The following is a 24,669-nucleotide window of genomic DNA, read 5'->3' as shown; positions in this document are numbered from 1 at the left end:
CGCGCGTGGACAGTTGCACGCTGTGCCGGGATGTTGCGCCATTGTGACCAGGAGCCGTCCGCAGCCTTGCGTGCAGACGGCAGCATCCACCCGGGTCGCCCTCTGGAGGACTGTTCGATGGCACGCAGCGAGAGCGGAATCCCGATCGAACCCGTCTGCGGACCGGGCGACCTGACGGGGTGGGACCCCGGCACCGCCCTCGGGGAACCCGGCGAATTCCCCTACACGCGGGGGATTTATCCCACCATGTACACCGGACGGCCCTGGACGATGCGGCAGTACGCCGGCTTCGGCACGGCCACCGAGTCCAACGCCCGGTACCGCCAGCTCATCGAGGGCGGCGGCACCGGGCTCTCCGTCGCCTTCGACCTGCCCACCCAGATGGGCCACGACTCCGACGCCCCGCTCGCACACGGCGAGGTGGGCAAGGTCGGGGTCGCGATCGACTCGGTCGACGACATGCGGACGCTGTTCGGGGGCATCCCGCTCGACCGGGTCTCCACCTCGATGACCATCAACGCGCCCGCCGCCCTGCTCCTGCTGCTCTACCAGCTGGTCGCGGAGGAACAGGGCATCACGGGCGCGCAGCTGACGGGCACGATCCAGAACGACGTCCTGAAGGAGTACATCGCCCGCGGGACGTACATCTTCCCGCCCGGGCCCTCCCTGCGGCTGACGGCCGACACCTTCCGGTACTGCCGGGCCGAGATCCCGAAGTGGAACACCATCTCCATCTCCGGCTACCACATGGCCGAAGCGGGGGCCTCGCCCGCGCAGGAGGTCGCCTTCACCCTCGCCGACGCGGTCGCCTACGTCCGTACGGCCCTGGCGGCCGGGATGGCGGTCGACGAGTTCGCGCCCCGGCTCTCCTTCTTCTTCGTCGCCCGCACCACCCTCCTGGAGGAGGTCGCGAAGTTCCGCGCCGCCCGGCGGATCTGGGCCCGCGTCATGCGCGAGGAGTTCGGGGCGCGGGACCCGAAGTCGATGATGCTGCGCTTCCACACGCAGACGGCCGGGGTCCAGCTGACCGCGCAGCAGCCGGAACTGAACCTCGTACGGGTGGCCGTGCAGGCCCTCGCCGCGGTGCTGGGCGGCACGCAGTCGCTGCACACCAACTCCTTCGACGAGGCCATCGCGCTGCCGACGGAGAAGGCCGCCCGCCTGGCGCTGCGCACCCAGCAGGTCCTCGCCCACGAGACGGACGTGCCGCACACGGTGGACCCCTTCGCCGGGTCGTACGCGGTGGAGCGGATGACGGACGAGCTGGAGGCGGCCGTCCTGGACCTGATGCGCCGGGTCGAGGACCTGGGCGGGGCGGTGGCCGCGATCGAGGCCGGCTTCCAGAAGGCGGAGATCGAGCGCAACGCCTACCGCATCGCGCGGGAGACCGACAGCGGGGAGCGGGTGGTCGTCGGCGTCAACCGTTTCGCGCTGGAGCGGGAGGAGCCGTACCAGCCGCTGCGCGTGGACCCGGCCATCGAGGCCCGCCAGTGCGCGGCGCTCGCCCGGCTGCGGGAGGAGCGCGACGCGGCGGCGGTGGGGTCGGCGCTGGCCGCGCTGCGGGAGGCGGCCGCGGGGACGGAGAACGTGCTGCCTCCGATGAAGGAGGCGCTGCGGGCCCGGGCCACGGTGGGGGAGGTGTGCGGTGCGCTGAGGGAGGTGTGGGGGACGTACGAGCCCTCCGGTTCCACATGGTGAAACCCCTGGCGTGACAGGTGCAACCCTTGGGACACTCCTGCACATGCTGGGTGTGACCGATCTTCCGACGTATCTCGCCGGTCTGGTGCTGATCATTCTGCTGCCGGGCCCGAACTCGCTGTACGTGCTGTCCGTCGCCGCCCGCCGCGGCGTCCGGACCGGGTACCGGGCCGCCGCCGGGGTGTGGACCGGCGACGCCGTGCTGATGGCGCTCGCCGCGGCCGGCGCGGCCTCGCTCCTGCAGGCCAGCCCGCTGCTGTTCGGCATCGTCAAGCTGCTCGGCGCCGGTTACCTGACCTGGCTGGCCGTCGGGATGCTGCGCGGTGCCTGGGCGCTGTGGCGCTCGAACCGGGCGCGGGCCGAGGTGGCCGCCGCCGTCGAGGCCGACGCGGACGCGGGCGACGGCGAGCGGCCGTACCGGCGGGCCCTGCTGATCAGCCTGTTCAACCCGAAGGCCATCCTCTTCCTGATGTCCTTCTTCGTGCAGTTCGTGGACCCCGGCTACGCCTACCCGGCGCTGTCCTTCCTGGTCCTGGGCGGCCTGCTGCAGATCGGCAGCTTCCTCTACCTGACCGTGCTGATCTTCGGCGGTACCCGGCTGTCCGCCGCGTTCCGCCGCCGCAGGCGGCTGTCGGCCGGGGCCACCTCGGCGGCGGGGGTGCTGTTCCTCGGCTTCGCGGCCAAGCTCGCCGTCAGCTGAGGGCCCGGCGCAGCCGCCGGACCGCGCGGCGCACGGCCGGGCTCCTGGACAGGAAGGACAGCTGGGCCGGGATGCCGCCCGGCAGTCCCAGCGAGGTCAGGCGGCGGCGGGTGAAGTACCGCCAGGTGCGGGGGGTCAGGTGCCGGGCCAGGTAGGCCTCCGCGGCGGGCCGTCGCGAGGCCAGGATCTGGGGCTGCATCGTGAAGCCGACCGCGGTCAGCAGACCGGTCAGCTCCTCCTGGACCCGGGCGCGGTCCGGGGGGCTCCAGGCGCGGACCGCCCCGGCGTCCGCCAGGTCGGGCAGCAGGGCGTCCACCACGGCCAGCGGGACGCGGTTGCTGTTCGGGTACGGGGCCAGGCGGGCCAGCACGGCGTCCGTGCCGGTGCGGGCCACCGGGAGCCCGTACAGGGTCGCGGCGGTCAGCAGGCCGGTGGAGAAGCAGCCGACGACCAGCGCGGGGCGCAGCCGCAGGTACAGCACCTCGGCCAGCACCGGGCTGTCCACGACGGTCAGCCGGACGCCGAGGCGGGCGGCCTCCGCCTCTGCGCGGCGGGAGTACGCGGCCGGGGCGCTGGGGTGCGGTTTGAAGAGCAGCTCCCGGTGGCCCAGCGCGCGGGCGCCGCGGACCATCTCCACGTGGAGCTCCTCCTCCTCCGCCGGGGTCATCAGGTCCAGCGCGGAGAGGTACTGGCCGAGCAGCAGGGCCGGGGCGGAGGCCGGTCCGGCCGGTGCGGCCGGTGCGCACGGGGCTGACGGTGCGGCGAGGCCGGCGGGTGCGGCGAGGTCGGCCAGTTCGGCGAGGACCTTCGCGAACGACTCCGCGGGCACCAGCTCCGCCCGCACCCCGAACTCCGTCAGCAGCAGCGGTTCCAGCCCCGGCACCAGGTCCAGGTGCAGGACCCGCCGCACCCGCATCCCCAGTTGCGGGTCGAGGCGGAAGCGCGTGGGCCCGTAACTCATCAGGCCGTCCGCGTAGACGTCGACCGCCGCACCCGGGAAGAGCCGGCACAGGGTCTGGGCCGGCGGGACCTGGAGGGACTCCACGACCAGCTCGACGCGCTCGTCGCCGAGCCCCCACAGGGAGCGCAGCCGGCGCTCCCACAGCGGGACGTCCTCTGTGCGCGGGGCCCAGGTGCTCGGGTGCAGCGGCTCGATGACGTGGTTCCAGTCGAGCACCTCGTCGAAGCGGGTGCGCAGGGCCGCGAAGCCCGGCACGTCCGCGAGCCCGGGGGCGACCTCGGCGGCGACGGCGTGGTTGCTGGTCAGCAGGATCCGCCGGCCGGCCGGCGGGAAGCTGCCCGCGTCGATGCCCGCCGCGAGGGTCGCGGCCCCGTAGAGGGTGGAGGCCAGGAAGATCTGGACGGGCATCAGGCGGTCGCTCCCGACAGCGTGCGGCGGCTGCCGCGCAGGCGGCGCAGCAGGGTGGAACGGTCGGCGTCCATCGAGTCCAGGGCGCGGTCCAATACGTCCTGCGGCATGCGTCCGAGCGCGGCCCTGCTCATGGAGCGGAGTTTTTTCGCCACAGCCGGTTCGAATCTTTCGATGGACCCGACATGGTGCGCGATAATTGCACAATACGTTCGGACGGCTTTCGGGAGCAGAAGATCGGATTCCCGGTCCGCGGCCGTGTCCGACAGGACCTGATCGAATGCGCGAATGAAATCGAGCTGCCGCTCGTCCCCGATCTGGGTCAAGGACGTCGCCACACCGCGCCGGTAGAAGATCCCGGGCATTCCGATCGCGGCGAAGGACTCCGCCTCCCGGTGCAGCCGCCAGATCCACGGCCGGTCCTCCGCCGTCCGCAGCCCGTCGGTGAACCGCAGCACCCCGCGGTCCAGCAGCCGCCGGTGGTACATGCCGGCCCAGGCGTACGGATAGTCCACCGAGGTGGCCCGGTCGGCGGGCAGGATGCCCGTCCGCGGGTCGGCGGCCACCCCGTGCACGCCGTACGGGACCCGCTGCACGCTCCGCGCCCGTCCGGTGCACCGGACATGGTCGGTGCGGACGAAATCGCAGTTCAGGGCCTCTATGGCGGCCAGAGTGCGGGCCAGGTGGCCCGGGGCCAGCCAGTCGTCCCCGTCCAGGAAGGCGAGGTACTCGCCGCGGGCGGCGTCCAGGCCGGTGTTCCGTGCGGTGGCGAGGCCGCCGTTGCGGTCGTGTCTGAGGTGCACCGCCCCGGGCAGCTCGCGGGCCGCCCGCTCCAGCAGTTCCGGGGTCCCGTCCGCCGAGCAGTCGTCGACGAGCAGGAACTCGAAATCGTCCCGGGCGTTGAGTTCGAGACTTTTCAGGGCATCCGGTGCGTATGTCTGCACGTTGTAGAACGGCACGACAACAGAGAGCTTGGGCACCCGCGAGACGTTATGGCGTCGTCCGGCTTTCATCATGGCTCGGATGCGGATTCCATGTGAACGGCGCAGGGCGGGCGCGTTAACCCGTACGCTTTCGCATTTCGTCGACGCGTTGTTAACCCGCTGTTGTGCGGTCGTTGGGCCGATCACCGAAATTGCCCAATAGTTTCTGCCGCGTGCCAGAACGCAAGCGCGTAGCCGTACTCGCCGATTCCGATACGCGATGGAAATGGGGTGCACTCACCGCAGGCCGTCTCGTGCCCGACCACCAGCTCACCGGGTTCCTGCTGCGCGGCCGCGCCACTCCCACCGCGCGCCAGCTCGGTGAGGTGGGCGTCCACGCCGGCCGGCTGACCGAGGTGACCTGCGCGCAGTTCCTCGCCGAGATCGAGCGCGAGGCCTACGACGTGGTCGTGCTCGCCCTCGTCGGCGGGGCCGTCCAGGCCGTCCTGCACGGGGCCCGTGCCCTGTGGCCCGCCCCGGCCGAGCGGCCCGTGCTCGTCACCGGCTACGTGGGCGTCGTCTACGAGAAGCTCGCCGACGGGCTGCTGCTGCGCCACGGGGCGGACCTGGTCCTCGCCAACTCCCGCCACGACGCGGAACGCTTCCGCGCCGTCTACGAGGGGGTGGGCGCGGACGCGGGCGCCGTCACCGAGACCGCGCTGCCCTTCCTCGGCGGAGCGCCGTACGAGGCGACCGGGAGCCGCGCCCGCACGGTGGTCTTCGCCGTCCAGCCCTCCGTGCCCGACGGCCGGGCGGACCGTACGTACCTGCTGGAGCGGGCGGCCGGACACGCCCGGCTGCACCCGGAGCGGGACGTGCTGGTCAAGCTGCGCAGCAGACCCGGGGAGCACACCACGCACCTGGAGGAGCAGCCGTACCAGCGGCTCGCGGCGAAGCTCCCCGGCGGGCTGCCGCCCAACTGCCGGCTGGTCTACGGGAACATGGGCGAGGTGCTGGACGGCACGGACCTGCTGGTCACCGTCTCGTCCACCGCCGCGCTGGAGTCCCTGCACCGCGGCATCCCGACGGCCGTCCTGACGGACCTCGGCATCCGCGAGGCCCTGGGCAACCACCACTTCCTCGGCTCCGGCTGCCTCGCCTCCTGGGACCAGCTCGACGCCGGGCTGCTGCCGCAGGGCGACCCGCACTGGCTGGCGGCCCAGGGCGTCCTGCCGGGTCCGGCCGCGCCGGGGCTGCCGGCGCCGGGCCCGGCCTCGTCGGCCGACCGGCCCGCGGCCGGGCCCCCGTACGACGCCTACGCCGCCGCCCGGGCCCGGGTCGCCGTGCTGGCGGGTGCCCGCCGGCTGCCGTCCCCGGCGCCGTACTACACGCTCACCACCGCCCCCCGCTACCTGCCCGGGATCCTCGCCCGCCACCACCTGGCCCCGGACGGCAGCCCGCTGCCCGGTGCGGCGCAGGAGCCGCGGGCCGGGTCCCGGCTGCGGCGCAGGCTCCGCGGCCACCTGCGCGAGGCGGCCCGCGGGGCGTACCGGCACGGCGTCCAGCGGGTGGCTCCGGTGATCCGCCGCCTGGGGGAGCTGTGAGCCCCCGCTCGCGGGCCACCCCGCAGCCCGCCGCCGCGCACCCTGTCGCCCCACCGGCCGCCATCCCGCAGCCCGCCGCCCCACCGGCCGATACCCCTCCGGCCGCCACCCCGCCCGGGCTCCCCCTGCCGGCCGTACCCGTGGACGTCCCGGCCTCCGGGCCCGCCCGCAGTCGCCGGGTGCTGGCCGTGATCCCCGCTCGCGGCGGCTCCAAGGGCGTCCCCGGCAAGAACCTCGCCGAAGTCGCCGGGACCCCGCTGGTCGCCCGCGCCGTCCGGGCCTGCCGGGCCGCGCCGACCGTCACGGACGTCGTGGTCTCCACCGACTCCGAGGCGATCGCCGCCGCGGCCCGCACCGCCGGAGCCGACGCGATCGCCCGGCCCACCGCGCTCTCCGGTGACACCGCGAGCAGCGAGGCCGCCGTGCTGCACGCGCTGGCCGCCTTCGAGGAACTGCACTCCCTCACCGTGGACGTGGTCCTCCTGGTCCAGTGCACCAGCCCCTTCCTGACGGCCTCCGACGTGGAGTCGGTCGCCGCCCCCGTGGCGTCCGGCGCCGCCGACACGGCCCTCGCCGTCGCCCCCTTCCACGGCTTCCTCTGGCGGCAGGACGCCGCCGGCGCGGGGACCGGGGTCAACCACGAGAGCGCGTACCGGCCCCGCCGCCAGGACCGCCCGCAGGACCTGCTGGAGACCGGCGCCGCCTACGCCATGGACGCCGCCGGGTTCCGTACCGCCCGGCACCGCTTCTTCGGCCGGACCCTCCCCGTCGCCACCGACCCCGCGCGGGTCCTGGAGATCGACGACCCCCACGACCTGGCCCGAGCCCGCCTCCTCGCCCCGCTGTTCGAGGAGGCCCACCCCGATCCGCACCCCCTGCACCCCCAGCGGCCCCCGCACCCCCCGCACCGAAGGACGTCACCTGCCATGACCGCCCCCGCCCCCGCCCACGCCCGCCTGCGGACCTTCGGACCGCGCACCGCCGGCCCCGGCCGGCCCGTCTACGTCGTCGGCGAGATCGGCATCAACCACAACGGCGACCTCGGCAACGCCTTCGCCCTGATCGACGCCGCCGCCGAAGCGGGCTGCGACGCCGTGAAGTTCCAGAAGCGCACCCCCGAGATCTGCACCCCGCGCGACCAGTGGGACATCGAGCGCGACACCCCCTGGGGCCGGATGACGTACATCGACTACCGCCACAAGGTCGAGTTCGGCGAGGACGAGTACCGGGCCGTCGACGAGCACTGCGCCAAGCGCGGGATCGCCTGGTTCGCCTCCCCCTGGGACACCGAGGCCGTCGCCTTCCTGGAGAAGTTCGACGTCCCCGCGCACAAGGTGGCCTCCGCCTCCCTGACCGACGACGAGCTGCTGCGCGCCCTGCGCGCCACCGGCCGCACCGTCGTCCTCTCCACCGGCATGTCCACCCCGAAGCAGATCCGGCACGCGGTGGAGGTCCTCGGCAGCGAGAACATCCTGCTCTGCCACGCCACCTCGACGTACCCGGCCAAGGCGGAGGAACTCAACCTGCGGGTGATCAACACCCTGCAGGAGGAGTACCCGAACGTCCCGATCGGCTACTCCGGCCACGAGACGGGCCTGCAGACCACCCTCGCCGCCGTGGCCCTCGGCGCCACCTTCGTCGAGCGCCACATCACCCTCGACCGCGCGATGTGGGGCTCCGACCAGGCCGCCTCCGTCGAGCCCGGCGGCCTGGCCCGCCTGGTCCGCGACATCCGCACCATCGAGACCGCGCTCGGGGACGGCGTCAAGCGCGTGTACGACTCCGAGCTCGGCCCCATGAAGAAGCTCCGCCGCTTCCAGGGCGAGCCCGTGGCCGTCTGACCCCGCGGTCCGGCGCGTACGAGTCCCGCCCCCAGACGAGGAGTACCCGGTGACCCCCTCAGCCCGCACCCTGGCCTTCGTCGAGAGCCCGGTCCAACTCCTGAACGTCCTGGAGTGGGCCCATCTGGACCGGACCGACCCGCCGCCGCCCGGCCCGCTGCTCGACGGCGTCCCCCGCCAGCGCAAACGCCGCTCCCCACCGGCAGGGGAGGGGGCCGGCGCCGGCCCGGCGGCCCGCGCCCCCGCCGGCCCCGCGCCCCTGCGGATCGTGGTCCTGCCCCCGACCGACCCGATGTCCCGGGGGCAGCTGCGCCGGATGGCGGGACTGGCCCGCGACGAGGGCCACGAGGTGCGCTGGCAGGAGGCGCGCGGCGGCCGCCTCACCCCGCTCAAGGCGCTCGCCGCGCTGGCCCGGGACGTACGGGCCGCGCACCGGGTCGTCATCGGCGACCCGTTCTCCCGCTACGTGCAGCTGCTGCTCACCCTCGTCCGGGCCGGGGAGCTCGTCGTGGTCGACGACGGGACCGCCACGATGGAGTTCGCCGCCCAGACCGCCCGCGGCGAACGTCTCGTCCGCTGGCACCGAGTCGGTGGCGGCGGGCTGCCCGGCCGGATCCGGGAGCTGGCCTACGCCCCGGTGTCGGCGACGGCCCGGCGGCGCTTCACGGCCGCCGGGGCCGGGGGGCGGCGGGTCGAGGTGTTCACCTCCATGCCCGTCACCGTCCACGGCGGGATGAGCCTGCGGGTCAACGCGTTCGCCTGGACCCGCGCCCGCTTCGGCCCGCCGCGGCTGACCAAGGGCACCGACCTGGTCGGCACCTCGCTGGTGGAGACCGGTGTCGTGGACCCGGCGCGGTACCTGGACGCGGTGTGCGCCCTGACCCGGGAGCACGGCGTGACGCGCTACTTCGCGCACCGCCGGGAGTCCCCGGAGAAGCTGCGCGCCCTGAGCGAGGCGACCGGGCTGGAGATCGTCCGTCCGGACCTGCCGCTGGAGCTGATCGCCCGGCGCGGACCCATCGGCCGTACGATCGTGAGCTTTCCGTCCACGGTCGTCCACACGCTGCCGTACGCACTGACCGGTACCGGTGTGACGGTCGCCGTATGCGATGTCGACCCGGACTGGCTCACCGGCTCCGCGTCGGCCCGGGCCCGCAGCTTCCTCGCCGGGGTCACCGACACCGCCCGTGATGTGCACAGACTCCCGGCCCAGGCGGCGCCGGCGGCCGGATGAGCGTGCGAGTGTACCCGCGGCCGAACCCCGTCATGCGTCCAGCGGCCGGGTTTTCTTCCCCTAACGGCATGAATTTTTTGTGATCTCCAGCCAGTTGGCCGGTCCGTGCGCCTACCCTTCAACGGGTGAACCAGTTGATGTCCCGCGAGTCCCCGACCGCCCTGCCCGGCAAGCCCGACCGGCCCGAGCTGCCCGGCAAGCTTCCGGACCACCTGCGTGCCGAACTGATCGTCTTCCGCCGGGACCTGCACATGCACCCCGAGCTAGGACACCAGGAGTTCCGCACCACGGCGGCGATCAAGGCCCGGCTGGAGAAAGCAGGACTGCGCCCGAGGGTGCTGAAGTCCGGCACCGGCCTGATCTGTGACGTGGGCACGTGGGACGGCGTACGGCCGATGCTGGCCCTGCGCGCGGACATCGACGCCCTGCCCATCCCGGATGCCAAGACGCACGTCTCCTACCGCTCGACCGCCCCGGACCGCGCCCACGCCTGCGGCCACGACGTGCACACCGCGACCGTCCTCGGCGCCGGCCTGGTGCTGGCCGAACTCGACCGGCAGGGCCTGCTGCCCCGTCCCGTGCGGCTGCTGTTCCAGCCCGCCGAGGAGGTGCTCCCGGGCGGAGCCACCGAGGCCATCGAGTCGGGGGTGCTCGACGGCGTCGGGCAGATCGTCGCCCTCCACTGCGACCCCCGGGTCGACGCCGGGCGGATCGGGCTGCGGGCCGGCCCCATCACCTCGGCCTGCGACCGGCTGGAGGTCAGCCTGTCGGGCCCCGGCGGGCACACGGCCCGGCCGCACCTGACCACCGACCTCGTCACGGCCGCCGCCCGGGTGGCCCTGGACGTACCGGCCGTGCTGGCCCGCCGGATGGACGCCCGTTCGGGGATGTCGGTCACCTGGGGGCGGATCGAGGCCGGGCACGCCTGCAACGTCATCCCGATGCACGCCGAGCTGTCGGGGACCGTCCGGTGCCTGGACCTGAACGCCTGGCACGATGCCCCGGACATGATCCACGCGGCCATCGACGAGGTGTCGACGATGCACGGGGCCAAGTTCGAGATCAACCACGTCCGCGGGGTGCCGCCCGTGGTCAACGACCCGGTGGTCACCGAACTCCTCCGCGAGGCGATGACCGCGCGGTGCGGGGCCGAGTCCGTCGAGGACACCGAGCAGAGCCTCGGCGGGGAGGACTTCTCCTGGTACCTGGAGCACGTCCCGGGCGCCATGGCCCGCCTCGGGGTCCGTACGCCCGGCGACCCGGCCAAGCGCGACCTCCACCGGGGCGACTTCGACGTGGACGAGGACGCGATCGCCGTCGGCGTGGAGTTCTTCACGGCCGCCGCGCTGCTGGACGGGCGTCGCGCCAGGCCCGTCGGGTAGTTGCCCGTACAGCATCGGGGCGTTCCCGCGCCGGGCGTGTCCAGCCCTTGGTACACAAGGGCTGGACGCCCGGGAGTTACGAATCGGTCACTGTCCGGTTCGCGACGATCCGATAACGACTCATGAACGGGCCTTTAACTGACATCTACGCGCGTTACGATCGCCGCGAAACCAGCGCCGGTCGTGGCGCTTCGGTCAGGTTTTGAAGGAGCCTCCCCTTGCGCCGGATCACCAGGATCGCCACCGTGGGCATCGCGTCCGCGGCGCTGGCCCTCTCGGCCACCGCCTGTGGCGGTAAGAAGTCCTCGGACACCGCATCGTCCACGGAGCCCAGCGCCGCCATCGCGTACGACGTCGGCGGCCGCGGCGACCAGTCGTTCAACGACGCCGCCTACGCGGGTCTCCAGAAGGCCGAGACCGAGCTGAAGGTCAAGGGCTCCGAGGCGGAGCCCACCGACGGAGAGGGCGAGGCCGACAAGGTCCAGCGCCTCACCGAGCTCGCCCGCAAGGGCAACAACCCGGTCATCGGCGTCGGTTTCGCCTACGCGCCGGCCATCAAGAAGGTCGCGCCGAAGTTCCCGGACACCACGTTCGGCATCATCGACGACACCTCGGTGACCGGCCCGAACGTCGCCAACATGGTCTTCAACGAGGAGCAGGGCTCCTACCTGGCCGGCGTCGCCGCCGCCAAGGTGTCCAAGACCGGCACGGTCGGCTTCATCGGCGGCGTCGAGGTTCCGCTGATCAAGAAGTTCGAGGCGGGCTTCACCCAGGGCGTCAAGGACACCAACCCGAACGCCAAGGTGCTCTCCCAGTACCTGACGCAGCCCCCGAACTTCGACGGCTTCGCCAAGCCCGACCTCGGCAAGGCCGCCGCGCAGGGTCAGCTCGACGCGGGTGCCGACGTGGTCTACGCGGCCGCCGGTCTGGCCGGCTCGGGCGCCATCGAGGCCGCCTCCGCCAAGGGCAAGTGGGCCATCGGCGTCGACTCCGACCAGTACAACCAGGCCGGTCTGACGAAGTACAAGGACCAGATCCTGACCTCGGTCACCAAGGACGTCTCCGACTCCGTCTTCGACCTGATCAAGTCGGTCAAGGACGGCAAGCCGACCACCGGTGAGATCCGTTACGGCCTGGACAAGGACGGCGTCGGCCTGGCCGACTCCAACCCGAAGTACAAGGAGATGACGGACGTCATCGCCGCGGTGGAGAAGGCCAAGGCCGACATCATCGCCAAGAAGATCACCGTCAAGACCGCGCCGTAAGGCCCGTCCGATGTAGTCGTGGTCTCCGGGGTCCGGGAAGCGGTCTCTGCCGCTCCCGGGCCCCGAGCCATGTCATATGGTGCTTGCCTGTGGCCAGTTGGCCGCAAGTTTTCACTTTCGACAGTGCTACGCGCGTAGAGGCAGGGTGGACGCGATACCGTCCTCCTCCCGCCCACCCGCCCGGCCGATTCCCGCCCTGTCCCTGCCCTGCCTCCAACTCCTTCCGCGCCAAGGAGAGTGCGTCATCAACGCGTCCAGCCCGCCCCCCGCCGTAGAACTGCACGGCATCACCAAGCGCTTCCCCGGCGTCGTCGCCAACAAGGACATCGCGATCACCGTCCGCAAGGGCACGGTCCATGCTCTGATCGGCGAGAACGGCGCCGGCAAGTCGACTCTGATGAAGATCCTCTACGGCATGCAGAAGCCGGACGAGGGCACCATCGCCATCGACGGGGAGCAGGTCTCCTTCACCAGCCCCGGCGACGCCATCGCCCGCGGCATCGGCATGGTGCACCAGCACTTCATGCTCGCCGACAACCTCACCGTCCTGGAGAACGTGGTCCTCGGCGGCGAGAAGCTCTACGGCATCGGCGCCAAGGCCCGTAAGAAGATCAAGGAGATCTCGGACGCCTACGGCCTCGGGGTGCGCCCCGACGCCATGGTCGAGGACCTCGGTGTCGCCGACCGCCAGCGCGTGGAGATCCTCAAGGTCCTCTACCGCGGTGCGAAGATCCTCATCCTCGACGAGCCGACCGCCGTGCTCGTCCCGCAGGAGGTGGACGCCCTCTTCGACAACCTGCGCGAGCTCAAGGCCGAGGGCCTCACCGTGATCTTCATCTCGCACAAGCTGGGCGAGGTGCTGAAGGTCGCCGACGACATCACCGTCATCCGGCGCGGCACCACGGTCGGCACCGCCGACCCGAAGACGGCCACCACCAAGCAGCTCGCGGAGCTGATGGTCGGCGCCGAACTGCCCTCCCCGGAGACCCGCGAGTCGACGGTGACCACCACCCCGATGCTCAAGGTCTCCGAGCTGCGCCTGGCCGCCACCGACCCGGACGGCATCGTCCGCGAGGTCCTGGCGGGCATCGACTTCACCATCCACAAGGGTGAGGTGCTCGGTATCGCGGGCGTCGAGGGCAACGGCCAGACGGAGCTGATCGAGGCCCTGATGGGCATGAGCATCCCGGACGGCGGCACCATCACGCTCGACGGCGACGACATCTCCACCGCCCCGACGCGCAAGCGCCGCGAGGGCGGCATCGGCTACATCCCCGAGGACCGTCACCGCCACGGCCTGCTGCTGGAGTCCCCCCTGTGGGAGAACCGCATCCTCGGCCACGTCACCGAGCCCCCCAACTCCCGGCGCGGCATCCTCGACCCGAAGGCCGCCCGCAAGGACACCGAGCGGATCGTGCGCGAGTACGACGTCCGCACGCCCGGCATCGAGGTCACCGCGGCCTCGCTCTCCGGCGGCAACCAGCAGAAGCTGATCGTCGGCCGCGAGATGAGCCACAACCCGAAGTTCCTGATCGCCGCCCACCCCACCCGCGGTGTGGACGTCGGCGCGCAGTCGCAGATCTGGGACGCGATCCGCGAGGCCCGCCGCGAGGGCCTGGCCGTGCTGCTGATCTCCGCGGACCTGGACGAGCTCATCGGCCTGTCCGACACCCTGCGCGTGATCTACCGCGGCCGCCTCGTCGCGGACGCCGACCCGGCGACCGTCACCCCCGAGGAACTCGGCACCGCCATGACGGGCGCCGCCTCCGGGCACCTGGAAGCAACCGACAACCACTCCGCCGCCGGTACCGAGGCTGGTACCGATGCACCGGAGGACGAGGCCCGATGAAGAAGATCGACAAGGACCGGCTGCTCCTCGGCATCGCCGGGCCCGTGCTCGCCCTGGTCAGCGCCTTCCTGCTGACCGTGGTCGTGCTGGCCGCGACGGGCATCGACCCGATCGAGCCGCTGCGCCTGATGGTGGAGAACGCCGGTTACGAGGATGTCCAGGTCCTCATCGTGAACCAGGCCGGCACGTACTACCTGGCGGCCCTGGCCGTGGCCATCGGCTTCCGGATGAACCTCTTCAACATCGGCGTCGACGGCCAGTACCGCCTCGCGGCGATGCTCTCCGCCGTGGTCGGTACGGCCGTGACCCTGCCGGGTCCGCTGCACCTGCTGCTGATCATCCTCGTGGCGATGCTCGTCGGTGCCTTCTGGTCCGGCATCGCCGGTGTGCTCAAGGCCAAGCGCGGCGTCAGCGAGGTCGTCTCCACGATCATGCTGAACGCCATCGCGACCAGCCTGATCGCCTGGCTGATCCTGGACAAGAACCTCGGCGTGCAGCTGGAGGGCTCCAACGACCTGACGACCGGCGACATCGCCGAGTCGGGCTGGTTCCCGGCCGTCACCCTCGGGGACGGGCTGGAGATCTACGGCTTCACCTTCGTGGCCTTCGCCCTCGGCATCGTCTACTGGTTCGTGCTCAACCGCACCCGGTTCGGCTTCGACCTGCGCGCCACCGGCGCCAGCGAGTCCGCCGCCCAGGCCTCGGGCGTCGACTCCAAGAAGATGATCATCACGGCGATGCTCATCTCCGGTGCGGTCGCCGGTCTGGCCGGCATGCCGCAGCTGCTGGGCGAGACCCACACCTACAACCTGGCCTTCCCGGTCGGTGTCGGCTTCACCGGCATCACCATCGCGCTGCTCGGCCGCAACAGCCCGGTCGGCATCCTCTTCGCCGCGTTCCTGATGGCCTTCATCGACAAGGCCTCGGCCTCGCTCGACCAGGCCGGGTACGCGAAGGAGATCGGCACGATCATGAAGGGCCTGATCGTGATCGCCGTCGTCGTCTCGTACGAGCTCGTCCGCCGCTACGGGATCCGGCGCCAGCAGCAGAAGGTCGGCGAGGAACTCGCCGCCGGGCACGCCATCAAGACCGACAAGGAGGTCGCGGCGTGAGCACCAGCACCGTTTCCGCGACGGCCGCCGCCCCGAAGAAGTCCGGCGGCCGCAAGAAGCTCACCCTGCCCTGGATCATGCTGATCATCGCGGGCGGCCTCGCGCTGGTCTCGCTGGTCCGCCTGATCAGCGGCGCCGAGGACCTGACCTCGGTCGGCCAGGTCTCCGGCGCCCTCTCGCTCGCCGTGCCGATCGGCCTCGCCGGCCTCGGCGGTCTGTGGGCCGAGCGCGCGGGCGTCGTCAACATCGGCCTCGAAGGCATGATGATCCTCGGCACCTGGTTCGGTGCCTGGGCCGGCTACCAGTGGGGTCCGTGGACCGGTGTGCTCGTCGGCATCGCCGGCGGCGCCCTCGGCGGCCTGCTGCACGCGATCATCACCGTGACCTTCAACGTCAACCACATCGTCTCCGGTGTGGCCATCAACATCCTGGCGCTGGGCTTCACCCAGTACCTGTCGAACTTCACGTTCGCCGAGGCGCCGGGCGGCTCCTCCAAGCAGTCGCCGCAGGTCGAACCGATCTACAAGATCACCGTGCCGGGGCTGTCCGACTGGATGTCCGATCTCCAGGGCAAGCACTGGTTCTTCGTCTCGGACCTGGCCGGCGTCATCGGCGGCCTGGTCACCGAGCTGTCGCTGCTGACCGTCGTCGCGCTGCTGCTCGTCCCGGGCACCTGGTGGGTGCTGTGGCGCACCACCTTCGGCCTGCGGCTGCGCTCCTGCGGTGAGAACCCCGTCGCCGCCGAGTCCCTCGGCGTCAACGTCTACAAGTACAAGTACATCGCCGTGGTCGTCTCGGGCGCCCTGGCGGGCCTCGGCGGCGTCTACCTGTCCGAGGTCGCCAGCCCGATCTACCAGGAGGGCCAGACCGGCGGCCGCGGGTACATCGGCCTCGCCGCGATGATCTTCGGTAACTGGATGCCGGGCGGCATGGCGCTGGGCGCGGGCCTGTTCGGCTTCATCGACAGTCTCAAGCTGCGCGGTGGCGCCACCAACGTCCACGCGATGCTGCTGCTGATCGCGATCCTGCTGGTGCTCGTCTGCGTCTGGCAGCTGTACAAGAAGAAGTACCTCCAGGCCGGCATCTCGGCGGCCTGCGCGGCACTGCTCTTCGTCTGGTACGCCCTCACCGACTCGGTGCCCAGCCAGTTCGTGGACGCGGCTCCGTACGTGACCACCCTGCTCGTGCTCGCCCTGTCGGCGCAGCGCCTGCGGATGCCCAAGGCGGACGGCCTGCCGTACCGCAAGGGCCAGGGCAAGTGACGGGCCCGGTACCGGTTCCGGCCGTGGACTGGGAAGCCCTGCGTACGGCGGCCCGGGACGCCATGTCCCACGCGTACGCGCCGTACTCGGGCTTCCCGGTCGGGGTCGCCGCCCTCGTCGACGACGGGCGGGTCGTGACCGGCTGCAACGTCGAGAACGCGAGCTACGGGCTGGGCCTGTGCGCGGAGTGCGGGCTGGTCTCCTCGCTCCAGGCCACGGGCGGCGGCCGCCTCACGCACTTCACGTGCGTGGACGGCAAGGGCGAGATCCTCGTCCCCTGCGGGCGGTGCCGCCAGCTGCTGTTCGAGTTCGGCGGGCCGGAGCTGCTGGTGGAGACCCCGGACGGGATCCTTCCGCTGGCGGCCATGCTGCCGCAGGCCTTCGGGCCCGACCACCTGAGATAGCCGTGCCGACGGCCCTTCGCCCCCTGCCGGGCGGAGGGCCGTCGTCTTCTCCCCAACCCCTCTCTCTATGCGCGTAGAAAGAAGCACTTCATGGACGTCATCTCCGTCATCCGGACCAAGCGGGACCGCGGCGAGCTGAGCCCGGAGCAGATCGACTGGGTCATCGACGCCTACACGCGCGGTGTCGTCGCCGACGAACAGATGTCGGCGCTGGCGATGGCCATCCTGCTGAACGGCATGAACCGGGCCGAGATCGCCCGCTGGACCGCCGCGATGATCGCGTCCGGCGAGCGCATGAACTTCGACTCCCTCTCCCGCCCGACCGCCGACAAGCACTCCACCGGCGGCGTCGGCGACAAGATCACCCTCCCGCTGGCCCCGCTCGTCGCCGCCTGCGGCGCGGCCGTGCCGCAGCTGTCGGGCCGGGGCCTGGGCCACACCGGAGGCACCCTCGACAAGCTGGAGTCCATCCCGGGCTGGCGCGCGCTGCTCTCCAACGAGGAGATGCTGCACGTCCTGGACACCACCGGCGCGGTCATCTGCGCCGCGGGCGACGGCCTGGCCCCGGCGGACAAGAAGCTGTACGCCCTGCGCGACGTGACGGGCACGGTCGAGGCCATCCCGCTGATCGCCTCCTCGATCATGTCGAAGAAGATCGCCGAGGGTACGGGCTCCCTGGTGCTGGACGTCAAGGTCGGCTCCGGCGCCTTCATGAAGAACATCGAGGACGCCCGCGAGCTGGCCCGGACCATGGTGGGCCTCGGCACGGACTCGGGCGTCAGGACCGTCGCGCTGCTGACGGACATGTCCACGCCGCTCGGCCTCACGGCCGGCAACGCGCTGGAGGTCCGCGAGTCGGTGGAGGTGCTGGCCGGCGGCGGTCCCGCCGACGTGGTCGAGCTGACCATCGCGCTCGCCAAGGAGATGCTGGACGCGGCGGGCATCAAGGACGCGGACCCGGCGAAGGCCCTGGCCGACGGCTCCGCGATGGACCACTGGCGCCGGATGATCGCGGCCCAGGGCGGAGACCCGGACGCGGCGCTCCCGGTCGCGCGCGAGCAGCACGTGGTGACGGCCTCCGCCTCGGGCGTCCTGACCCGCCTCGATGCGTACGCGGTCGGTGTCAGCGCCTGGCGGCTCGGCGCGGGCCGTGCCCGCAAGGAGGACCCGGTCCAGGCGGGTGCGGGCATCGAGCTGCACGCGAAGCCGGGCGACACGGTGACCGCGGGCCAGCCGCTGATGACCCTGCACACGGACACCCCGGAGAAGTTCGAGTACGCCCTGGCCTCGCTGGAGGGCTCCTACGACGTCGCCCCGGCGGGCACGGCGTTCTCGGCGACCCCGATCGTCCTGGACCGCATCGCCTGACCTGCACTCACCCGTACGGCCGAACGGGACCGGTGGACGCCCACCGGTCCCGTTCTGCATGCTGGGACCGGTGACGACTGAGAGGAGCACACCATGAGCGCACTCGCAGTCGAGCACCAGCCCGCGAGCGGTGACGACTAACCCTCGACGTGGCCGTCCCGAGCCGTAGCGGGCTCTGCATCCCGGACCTCGTGGTGGTACCCACCGAGGCGGTTCCCACGGGGGAGAACTTCATTCCCGCAGGAGCCGCCGAGCTGGTCGTCGAGATCACCTCGAAGTCGAACGCCGTCAACGACCGCGTCTCCAAGCTCAAGGGATACGCCGCGGCGGGCATCCCGCTCCACCTGCTGATCGACCCGCACGGGACGGGCAGCCCCACCATCCACCTGTACGGCGAGCCAGCGACGGCCAGTACCGCGTTCTGCACGCGGGCACGTTCGGCGAGGCCGTGCACCTTCCCGAGCCGTTCGACCTGACCCTCGACACCTTCGGCTGTCCCCGCCCGAAGCGGAGGCCGCCTGCCGATGAGTTCCGGGCGGTGGGGGAGTCACCCTCTCGTGGAGATCAAACGACTCGTGCTGCCCGGACCCGCCCCGACCGCGCAGGACGCCGCGCGGCTGTGTGCCTGGCTGGCCCGGCTCTACGAGGACGGGGCCGGCGCCGTGGTGTGCGACGCCCGAGCGCTCACCGCGCCGGACCTCGCCGCCGTGGAGGTCCTCGCCCGGCTGCGGCTGACCGCCCGCGGGCGCGGCGCCTTCACCGTCAGCGGGGCGTCCCCGCCCTTACGCGCCCTGCTGCACCTCGTAGGTCTCGTCGAGCTGCTCGGGGAGACCGAAGAGCGGGAACCAGCGGTCGGTGTCGAGGAAGGCGTTGAGCCCGACGATCTTGCCGTCTGAGATCTCCAGGACCTGGAGGGCCCACGGGGCGTGCCCCGGCTTCCCGTCCGCGCGCGCCCGGTACTGGCCGAAGGCCGGCAGCCCGTTCGCCGTCGTCGGCACCAGGCGGGAGCCCTTGCAGCCGATCCCCTGGTTCAGGTGCCAGGCCGCGATGTCCGCCTGGCCGCGGAGCCACAGGTCGAACGGCGGCATCGACAGCACCGCGTCCTCGTGCAGCAGCGTGGTGAGGCGCGAGATGTCGTAGGCCTCGAAGGCCGAGAGGTACTGCTCCAGCAGCTTGGCCTGCTCCGGGTCGAGGGGGTCCGCCGGATCGCTCTGCCGCAGGGACTGCCCCGCGAGCGTCGCCCGCGCCCGCTGGAGCGCGCTGTTCACCGAGGCCACCGTGGTCTCCAGGAGCTGCGCGACCTCGTCGGCCTTCCAGGCGAGCACCTCGCGCAGGATGAGCACGGCCCGCTGCTTCGCCGGCAGGTGCTGCAGGGCGGCCACGAAGGCCAGCCGCACGGACTCCTTGGCGAGGGCCATCTCGGCCGGGTCGGCGGTCTGCGGAAGCACCCGGCCGTCCGGTACGGGCTCCAGCCAGGTCACCTCCGGCCGCTCGCTCAGGACCGCCGAGGCCTGGTGCTGCGGTGCGGTCAGGTCCATCGGGCGGGCCCGCTTGTTCCCGGCGCTGAGCAGGTCCAGGCAGACGTTGGTGGCGATCCGGTACAGCCACGAGCGCAGCGAGGAGCGGCCCTCGAACTTCTCGTGGGCGCGCCAGGCCCGGATGTACGTGTCCTGCACCGCGTCCTCGGCGTCGAAGGCCGAGCCGAGCATCCGGTAGCAGTAGCCGGTGAGTTCGACGCGGTAGCGGTCCATCGCGGCATCGAGGTCCGTGCTGGTGGCGAGGTCGCTCATGTCCGTCCATCCCCCTGGTCGTTCCCGATGCTTCGGAACCTACCGGAGGGGTCCGACAACGGCAGCCGGAAGCGCCACGACAGCGCCCCGAGATGATGTATGTCGACATCAAGTATCTTGACGTCGAGATAGATGTGGGGCAGGCTTCCGCTCTGTATCCCGACATCGGGAGACCGGGAGACGGGACGGCGGAGGGGGAGACCGGGCATGCGGCGCGGCGGGGGGACCGGGAAGGCGCGGCCGGCACGGCGGGGGGAGCCCGGCCTGATCGCACAGCTGCGCCGGCCGCCGGGCGGCCGTGATGCGCGGATCATGCTGCTGGCCCAGTCGCTGGACCGCGCGGGCACGGGCGTGTGGGCGGCGTCCTCCATCCTCTACTTCACCTTCGTCGTCGGACTCGACGCCGGGCAGCTGGGCCTGCTGCTGGGCGCGGCCGCAGTGGCGGGCATCGCCGGATCACCGCTGGCGGGCCACCTCGCCGACCGCTTCCCGGTGCGCTCCCTGCTGATCGGCTGCCACCTGCTCCGTCTCGGGACCCTCTGCGCGCTGCTGGTGGTCACCGACTTCGACGTGCTGCTGCCCGTGGTGGCCGTCACCTGCCTGGGGGACCGGGCGGCCAAGACGCTGGAGATGCTCTTCGCCACCCGGGTCGCCGGCGAACGGCGCTCCACCTACCAGGCGCTGTCGCGGAGTTCGGCGAACGCCGGCTACGCCCTCGGGGCGGGACTCGCCGCCATCGGCCTCGCCGTCGGGACCCGGGACGCCTACCACGTGCTGATCCTGGCCGACGGGCTGTCCTTCCTCGCTGCCGCGGCCCTGGTGTGGCGGACCCGGGAACCGCGCGGCCGCGGCCTCGTGACCGCGCCGCCCGCAGACCCGCCCGTCGGTGCGCCCGCCGACCCGCCCGCCGGCCGGGCAGGGGACGGGGCCGCCGGGGCGAGCCCGTGGCGGGACCGCGGCTACCTCCGGTTCGTCCTGCTGGACGTCCCCATGAACCTCGACGACTCGATCCTCGGCGTCGGCATCCCGTTGTGGCTGGTCGGCCACACCGCCGCCCCGCACGCCCTGATCCCCGCCTTCCTCGTCATCAACACCGTGCTCGTCGTCGTCTTCCAGCTCCGCGTGTCGGCGAAGGTCCGGGATGCCCGCCGGGCGGCCGACGCGGTCGCCCTGTACGGACTGACCGCCTTCGTGTGCTGTGTCCTGCTGGCCACCGCCGCCGGAGGAGGGGTCTGGGCCGCCTCGGCAGCCCTGCTCGCCGCGGCGGTGCTGGCGACCGCCGCCGAGCTGCTGCGCTCGGTCAGCTCCTGGGAACTGGCCGTCTCCCTCGCGCCGGGGCGGGCGCGCGCCTCGTACCTGGGGGTGGCCGGCATGTCCCAGTCCGTCCAGAAGTCCGCCGGTCCGCTGCTCCTCACCGGCGCGGTGATGACGGCCGGCCCCGCGGGCTGGCTGGTCCTCGGCGCTGCGGTGGCGGGGCTCTCGCTCGCCCAGCGCCACGCCAGCCTGGGGCGGTTGGACCGGCTGAGCGCACCATCCGGCCCCGCCGTACCGCCCGCCGCCGAATCCGCCGGACGGGCGGCCTGACCCGGTGCGGACCTCAGGTCCCGGGCTTGCGGCCGTACACGTACACGTCCTCGCCCTTCCCCAGCAGGTTCCAGTACGCCTTGGCGTCGGCGGGCCGCATGTTCACGCAGCCGCCCGAACCGGGCGGGTTCCACATGCTCTTGGTGGTGGAGTGGAAGGCGATGCCGCCGTCGAAGAACTGCGCGTACGGCATCGAGACGTCGTAGAGCGTCGACCAATGGTCGATGCTGCGGTGGTAGATCTTCTTCAGGCCGGTGCGGGTCTCCGTGGTGTCCTTGCCCGTACGGACCGGGACCGGGCCGTACTTCAGGGCGGCGCCGTCCTGGATCCAGCTGAGCTGCCGCGTCAGGTCGACGCAGGCGATCCGCCCCCGGTTCACGGGGCACTTCCCGTCCCGGTTCGGGGTGGTGCCGGCCGCCCGCTGGGCCAGCATCGTGCTCATGGTCTGCCAGGTCAGCGGCCCGGCGTAGCCCTGCGTCGGGGTGATGCCGTGGGTGGCCTGGAAGGCCCGGATCGCGGTGCAGTCGGCCGCCGACTGCTTCCCGTCCACCGGCCGCCCCAGGAACTGCTCCACCTGCCGCTGGTGCGGGCCGGTGCTGACGCTGCAGGACGCGGCTTGAGCCGTGCCGCCCCCGGCCACCACCATCGGCACGGCCAGTGCCAGCGCCCCGCCGAACACCACCGCCGCCCGCCGTCCGGCGCGCCCGCGTGCAGTCCCCATCCGGTCCTCCCCCTGATCGCCCTGCCCTTGCGTCCTTGAGGGTTCAATGCCCGCGAAACGCGTGGGAGTTACCTGGACGGCAGACGTAGATTCCGTCAGCGTGCCGCAGCCGCCCGGCCCAACGGACTCCGCTCCGCGCGTGCCACGCGGGACCCGTACAGGGTGATCGACACGACCCCCAGCACGGCGATCAGCGCGATGCCCACCGTGGCCGCCCACCCGGCCGAGTGGTAGGCGAGCGCGCCGAGCGTGCCGCCGGCGCTGGAGCCGAAGTAGTACGCCGACTGGTAGAGCGCGGAGGCCTGCGCCCGGCCCGTCCTCGCGGTGCGGCTCACCGCTGCGGAGGCCACCGCGTGGCCCGCGAAGAAGCCCGCCGTGATGAGCACCAGGCCGAGGACGATCGCCACCAGGGAGTCGGACAGCGACAGCAGCAGCCCGAGCGCGGTGGTGGTCACGGCCAGGTACAGCGCGCCGCGCCGTCCCGTACGGGCCACCAGCTGTCCGGCGGCGGCCGAGGAGGCCGTACCGACCAGGTAGACAAGGAAGATCGACCCGATCACGCCCTGCCCGAGCGAGAAGGGCTCGTCCACCAGCCGGTACCCGATCACGGTGTACACGGCGCCGAAGACGGTCATGAACAGGGCGCCGATCCCGTACAGGCGCAGCAGCAGGGGATCGCGCAGGTGCCCGGCGACGGTGCGGCCCACCGCCCGCGGCTTCAGCGAGGCGGGGCGGAAGAACCGCGCCCGCGGCAGCAGCACCACGAAGGCCGCCGCGCAGACCAGGGCCACCAGCCCGACGGACAGCAGGCCCACCCGCCAGCCGCCCAGCTGCGCGCCCCAGCCGGTGACGAGGCGGCCGCTCATGCCGCCGACGGAGTTGCCGGCGACGAACAGGCCGATCGCACCGACCAGCGCCTTCGGCTCGACCTCCTCCGCCAGGTACGCCATCGCGGACGCCGGGATCCCGGCGATCGCCGCGCCCTGCACCGCGCGCAGCGCGACCAGCCACTCCAGGTTCGGTGCGAACGGCACCAGCAGGCCGACGCCCACGGCCACCACCATCGACCAGGTCATCATCCGGGTCCGGCCGAAGCGCTCGGACAGCGCGCTGAGCGGCAGGACGAACAGGGCGAGGGCGCCGGTGGCAGCGGACACCGTCCAGCTGGCCTGACCCGCCGTCACCCCGAACCCTGCGGAGATCGCGGGCAGCAGTGCCTGGGTGGAGTAGAGGAGCGCGAAGGTCGCGAGTCCGGCGGCGAAGAGCGCGAGGCTCATCCGGCGGTAGCCGGGGCGGCCGGGCTCCCGGCCCTGGGGCGCGGGGCCCTGGGCTGCGGAGTCCTGGGCGGGCGTGGGCGGGAACGACGGGGTGGAGGCACCCGGGATGACGGGTGCCCCGGTATGAGCGGGAGGCATACGTCGACGGTAGGCCCGGCTTTTTGATGCGTCCAATGCATGGAATCGCGATAATCGATCCATCAGTGCATCACCACAGCTCAGGGCGGCGTATGTCAATGAACCGTTACGAAGAAGACATGGCCGTGACATCCCTGCTGGCCCCGCGCCTCGCGTACTTCGCCGCGGTCGCCCGGCACGAGCACGTCACCCGCGCCGCGCAGGAACTGGGCGTTCCGCAGTCCACCCTCTCCCGGGCCATGGTCCGCCTCGAACACGACCTCGGCGTCACGCTGTTCGCCCGCAGGGGCCGCACCGTCGCCCTCACCACCGCGGGCCGCACCTTCCTGGCCTCGGTCGGACCGGCCCTGGACGGGATCGCCCGCGCCGCCGAGTCCGTCCAGCACGACGCCGACCCCGCCTCCGGCAAGGTGGCCTTCGGCTTCCTGCACACCCTGGGCTCCGAGACCGTGCCCGGACTGATCCGGGCCTTCCGCGCCGACCACCCCCGGGTGCGCTTCTCCCTCGTCCAGAACTACGGCGAGGCCATGCTGGAGCGGCTGCGCGCCGGGGAACTCGACCTCTGCCTCACCTCGCCCCTGCCGGTCGCCCCCGACCTGGTGGCCCGCCGTCTCGACGAACAACGGCTGCGCCTGGTCGTCCCCGACGACCACCGCCTCGCCGGCCGCAAGCGCATCCGCCTCGCCGAGGCCGCCGAGGAAACCTTCGTCACCCTGGAACCCGGCTACGGCCTGCGCCGCATCACCGACGACCTGTGCGCGGAGGCGGGCTTCACCCCGCGCGTCGCCTTCGAGGGCGAGGAGGCCGAGACCCTGCGCGGCCTGGTCGCCGCGGGCCTCGGCGTGGCCCTGCTCCCGCCCCCCGCCGTGGCCCGTCCGGGCGTTGTCGAGCTGACGGTCACCGCCCCGCGCGCGGTCCGCGAGATCGGCGTGGCCTGGCTCGACGGCCACCCCGACACCCCGCCGGTGGCGGAGTTCAAGCGCTTCCTGCTCTCCCGCCGGGGCCGGCTGATCCCCGAACTGGAGGTTGCCTAGGCCCTGTCGTGGGGGGGGGGGCGGGGCGGCGCCGCCCCATCCCCGCCGGGGGGGGGGGGGGGGGGGCCGGGCCCCCCGGGGGGGATAACCCACAAAGAGGGGCCGCGGGAGGGG

General features: G+C 72.4%; 21 protein-coding genes and 1 pseudogene. 17 read left to right on the top strand and 5 right to left on the bottom strand.

The window, feature by feature from the left end; all coding sequences use genetic code 11:
* Window positions 1-117 precede the first annotated feature (117 nt).
* Together ACFWUZ_RS28165 and leuE are read left to right on the top strand one after the other, a co-directional pair.
* The gene (locus tag ACFWUZ_RS28165; protein WP_384378701.1) at window positions 118-1,698 is read left to right on the top strand and encodes a methylmalonyl-CoA mutase; all 1,581 of its coding nucleotides are present in this window, start codon (window positions 118-120) and stop codon (window positions 1,696-1,698) included.
* Between the two features lie 43 nt (window positions 1,699-1,741).
* Window positions 1,742-2,398: a leucine efflux protein LeuE gene (leuE, locus tag ACFWUZ_RS28160; protein ID WP_384378698.1), complete on the top strand. Its 657-nt coding sequence runs from the start codon at window positions 1,742-1,744 to the stop codon at window positions 2,396-2,398.
* Here the strand turns inward: leuE and ACFWUZ_RS28155 are convergent.
* Complete coding sequence (locus tag ACFWUZ_RS28155) at window positions 2,391-3,767, bottom strand: polysialyltransferase family glycosyltransferase (RefSeq protein ID WP_384378696.1); 1,377 nt, start codon at window positions 3,765-3,767, stop codon at window positions 2,391-2,393. The two genes, leuE and ACFWUZ_RS28155, sit on opposite strands and share 8 nt — an antisense overlap.
* A complete protein-coding gene (locus ACFWUZ_RS28150; RefSeq protein WP_384378693.1) occupies window positions 3,767-4,747 on the bottom strand; it encodes a glycosyltransferase family 2 protein in 981 nt (326 codons plus the stop codon). The genes ACFWUZ_RS28155 and ACFWUZ_RS28150 overlap by 1 nt, the downstream gene beginning before the upstream one ends.
* 176 nt (window positions 4,748-4,923) lie before the next feature.
* Between ACFWUZ_RS28150 and ACFWUZ_RS28145 the strand changes: the two genes are divergently transcribed.
* From ACFWUZ_RS28145 to ACFWUZ_RS28085, 13 genes and pseudogenes are all read left to right on the top strand, one after another.
* Window positions 4,924-6,294, top strand: a complete 1,371-nt coding sequence (locus ACFWUZ_RS28145; protein ID WP_384378690.1) for a DUF6716 putative glycosyltransferase — start codon at window positions 4,924-4,926, stop codon at window positions 6,292-6,294.
* Window positions 6,291-6,824 (top strand): annotated as a pseudogene (locus ACFWUZ_RS28140) (cytidylyltransferase domain-containing protein); the annotation flags it as partial. The gene ACFWUZ_RS28145 and the pseudogene ACFWUZ_RS28140, both read left to right, overlap by 4 nt.
* 396 nt (window positions 6,825-7,220) lie before the next feature.
* The gene (locus ACFWUZ_RS28135; protein ID WP_384378918.1) at window positions 7,221-8,135 is read left to right on the top strand and encodes an N-acetylneuraminate synthase family protein; all 915 of its coding nucleotides are present in this window, start codon (window positions 7,221-7,223) and stop codon (window positions 8,133-8,135) included.
* Between the two features lie 49 nt (window positions 8,136-8,184).
* On the top strand, window positions 8,185-9,369 hold the full coding sequence (locus ACFWUZ_RS28130) for a hypothetical protein (protein WP_384378687.1): 1,185 nt from the start codon (window positions 8,185-8,187) through the stop codon (window positions 9,367-9,369).
* A 137-nt stretch (window positions 9,370-9,506) separates the two neighbouring features.
* A complete protein-coding gene (locus ACFWUZ_RS28125) occupies window positions 9,507-10,751 on the top strand; it encodes an amidohydrolase (protein ID WP_384378915.1) in 1,245 nt (414 codons plus the stop codon).
* 218 nt (window positions 10,752-10,969) lie between these two features.
* Window positions 10,970-12,016: a BMP family protein gene (locus tag ACFWUZ_RS28120; RefSeq protein ID WP_384378685.1), complete on the top strand. Its 1,047-nt coding sequence runs from the start codon at window positions 10,970-10,972 to the stop codon at window positions 12,014-12,016.
* 277 nt (window positions 12,017-12,293) lie between these two features.
* On the top strand, window positions 12,294-13,865 hold the full coding sequence (locus ACFWUZ_RS28115; protein ID WP_384378912.1) for an ABC transporter ATP-binding protein: 1,572 nt from the start codon (window positions 12,294-12,296) through the stop codon (window positions 13,863-13,865).
* Window positions 13,862-14,977: an ABC transporter permease gene (locus tag ACFWUZ_RS28110; protein ID WP_384378682.1), complete on the top strand. Its 1,116-nt coding sequence runs from the start codon at window positions 13,862-13,864 to the stop codon at window positions 14,975-14,977. Before ACFWUZ_RS28115 ends, ACFWUZ_RS28110 begins: the two co-directional genes overlap by 4 nt.
* Window positions 14,974-16,239, top strand: a complete 1,266-nt coding sequence (locus ACFWUZ_RS28105; protein ID WP_384378679.1) for an ABC transporter permease — start codon at window positions 14,974-14,976, stop codon at window positions 16,237-16,239. The genes ACFWUZ_RS28110 and ACFWUZ_RS28105 overlap by 4 nt, the downstream gene beginning before the upstream one ends.
* The gene (locus ACFWUZ_RS28100; protein WP_384378676.1) at window positions 16,236-16,643 is read left to right on the top strand and encodes a cytidine deaminase; all 408 of its coding nucleotides are present in this window, start codon (window positions 16,236-16,238) and stop codon (window positions 16,641-16,643) included. The genes ACFWUZ_RS28105 and ACFWUZ_RS28100 overlap by 4 nt, the downstream gene beginning before the upstream one ends.
* 90 nt (window positions 16,644-16,733) lie before the next feature.
* Window positions 16,734-18,011 (top strand): thymidine phosphorylase, encoded by a 1,278-nt coding sequence (locus ACFWUZ_RS28095; protein WP_384378673.1) that lies wholly within the window; start codon window positions 16,734-16,736, stop codon window positions 18,009-18,011.
* Between the two features lie 191 nt (window positions 18,012-18,202).
* Entirely contained in the window at window positions 18,203-18,487 is a 285-nt protein-coding gene (locus ACFWUZ_RS28090) for a Uma2 family endonuclease (protein ID WP_384378670.1), read from the top strand.
* Between the two features lie 81 nt (window positions 18,488-18,568).
* Window positions 18,569-18,907, top strand: a complete 339-nt coding sequence (locus ACFWUZ_RS28085; RefSeq protein WP_384378667.1) for an STAS domain-containing protein — start codon at window positions 18,569-18,571, stop codon at window positions 18,905-18,907.
* Here ACFWUZ_RS28085 and ACFWUZ_RS28080 read toward each other — a convergent pair.
* The gene (locus tag ACFWUZ_RS28080) at window positions 18,794-19,801 is read right to left on the bottom strand and encodes a sigma-70 family RNA polymerase sigma factor (protein WP_384378664.1); all 1,008 of its coding nucleotides are present in this window, start codon (window positions 19,799-19,801) and stop codon (window positions 18,794-18,796) included. The two genes, ACFWUZ_RS28085 and ACFWUZ_RS28080, sit on opposite strands and share 114 nt — an antisense overlap.
* Before the next feature lie 207 nt (window positions 19,802-20,008).
* Here ACFWUZ_RS28080 and ACFWUZ_RS28075 point away from each other — a divergent pair, with 207 nt between their 5' ends.
* Window positions 20,009-21,385: an MFS transporter gene (locus ACFWUZ_RS28075; protein ID WP_384378661.1), complete on the top strand. Its 1,377-nt coding sequence runs from the start codon at window positions 20,009-20,011 to the stop codon at window positions 21,383-21,385.
* 13 nt (window positions 21,386-21,398) lie between these two features.
* Here the strand turns inward: ACFWUZ_RS28075 and ACFWUZ_RS28070 are convergent, their stop codons facing one another.
* Together ACFWUZ_RS28070 and ACFWUZ_RS28065 are read right to left on the bottom strand one after the other, a co-directional pair.
* Complete coding sequence (locus ACFWUZ_RS28070) at window positions 21,399-22,106, bottom strand: L,D-transpeptidase family protein (RefSeq protein WP_384378658.1); 708 nt, start codon at window positions 22,104-22,106, stop codon at window positions 21,399-21,401.
* A 95-nt stretch (window positions 22,107-22,201) separates the two neighbouring features.
* Window positions 22,202-23,521 carry an MFS transporter gene (locus ACFWUZ_RS28065; RefSeq protein WP_384378655.1) on the bottom strand — a complete coding sequence of 440 codons (1,320 nt, stop codon included), beginning with the start codon at window positions 23,519-23,521 and terminating at the stop codon, window positions 22,202-22,204.
* A gap of 98 nt (window positions 23,522-23,619) precedes the next feature.
* Between ACFWUZ_RS28065 and ACFWUZ_RS28060 the strand changes: the two genes are divergently transcribed.
* Window positions 23,620-24,555: a LysR family transcriptional regulator gene (locus ACFWUZ_RS28060; RefSeq protein ID WP_384378652.1), complete on the top strand. Its 936-nt coding sequence runs from the start codon at window positions 23,620-23,622 to the stop codon at window positions 24,553-24,555.
* The last annotated feature ends 114 nt before the right edge of the window (window positions 24,556-24,669 follow it).

Source organism: Streptomyces sp. NPDC058646, from assembly GCF_042716875.1.
In the GTDB taxonomy this organism is placed as follows: domain Bacteria; phylum Actinomycetota; class Actinomycetes; order Streptomycetales; family Streptomycetaceae; genus Streptomyces.
This window is presented reverse-complemented; position numbering and strand designations above follow the sequence as displayed.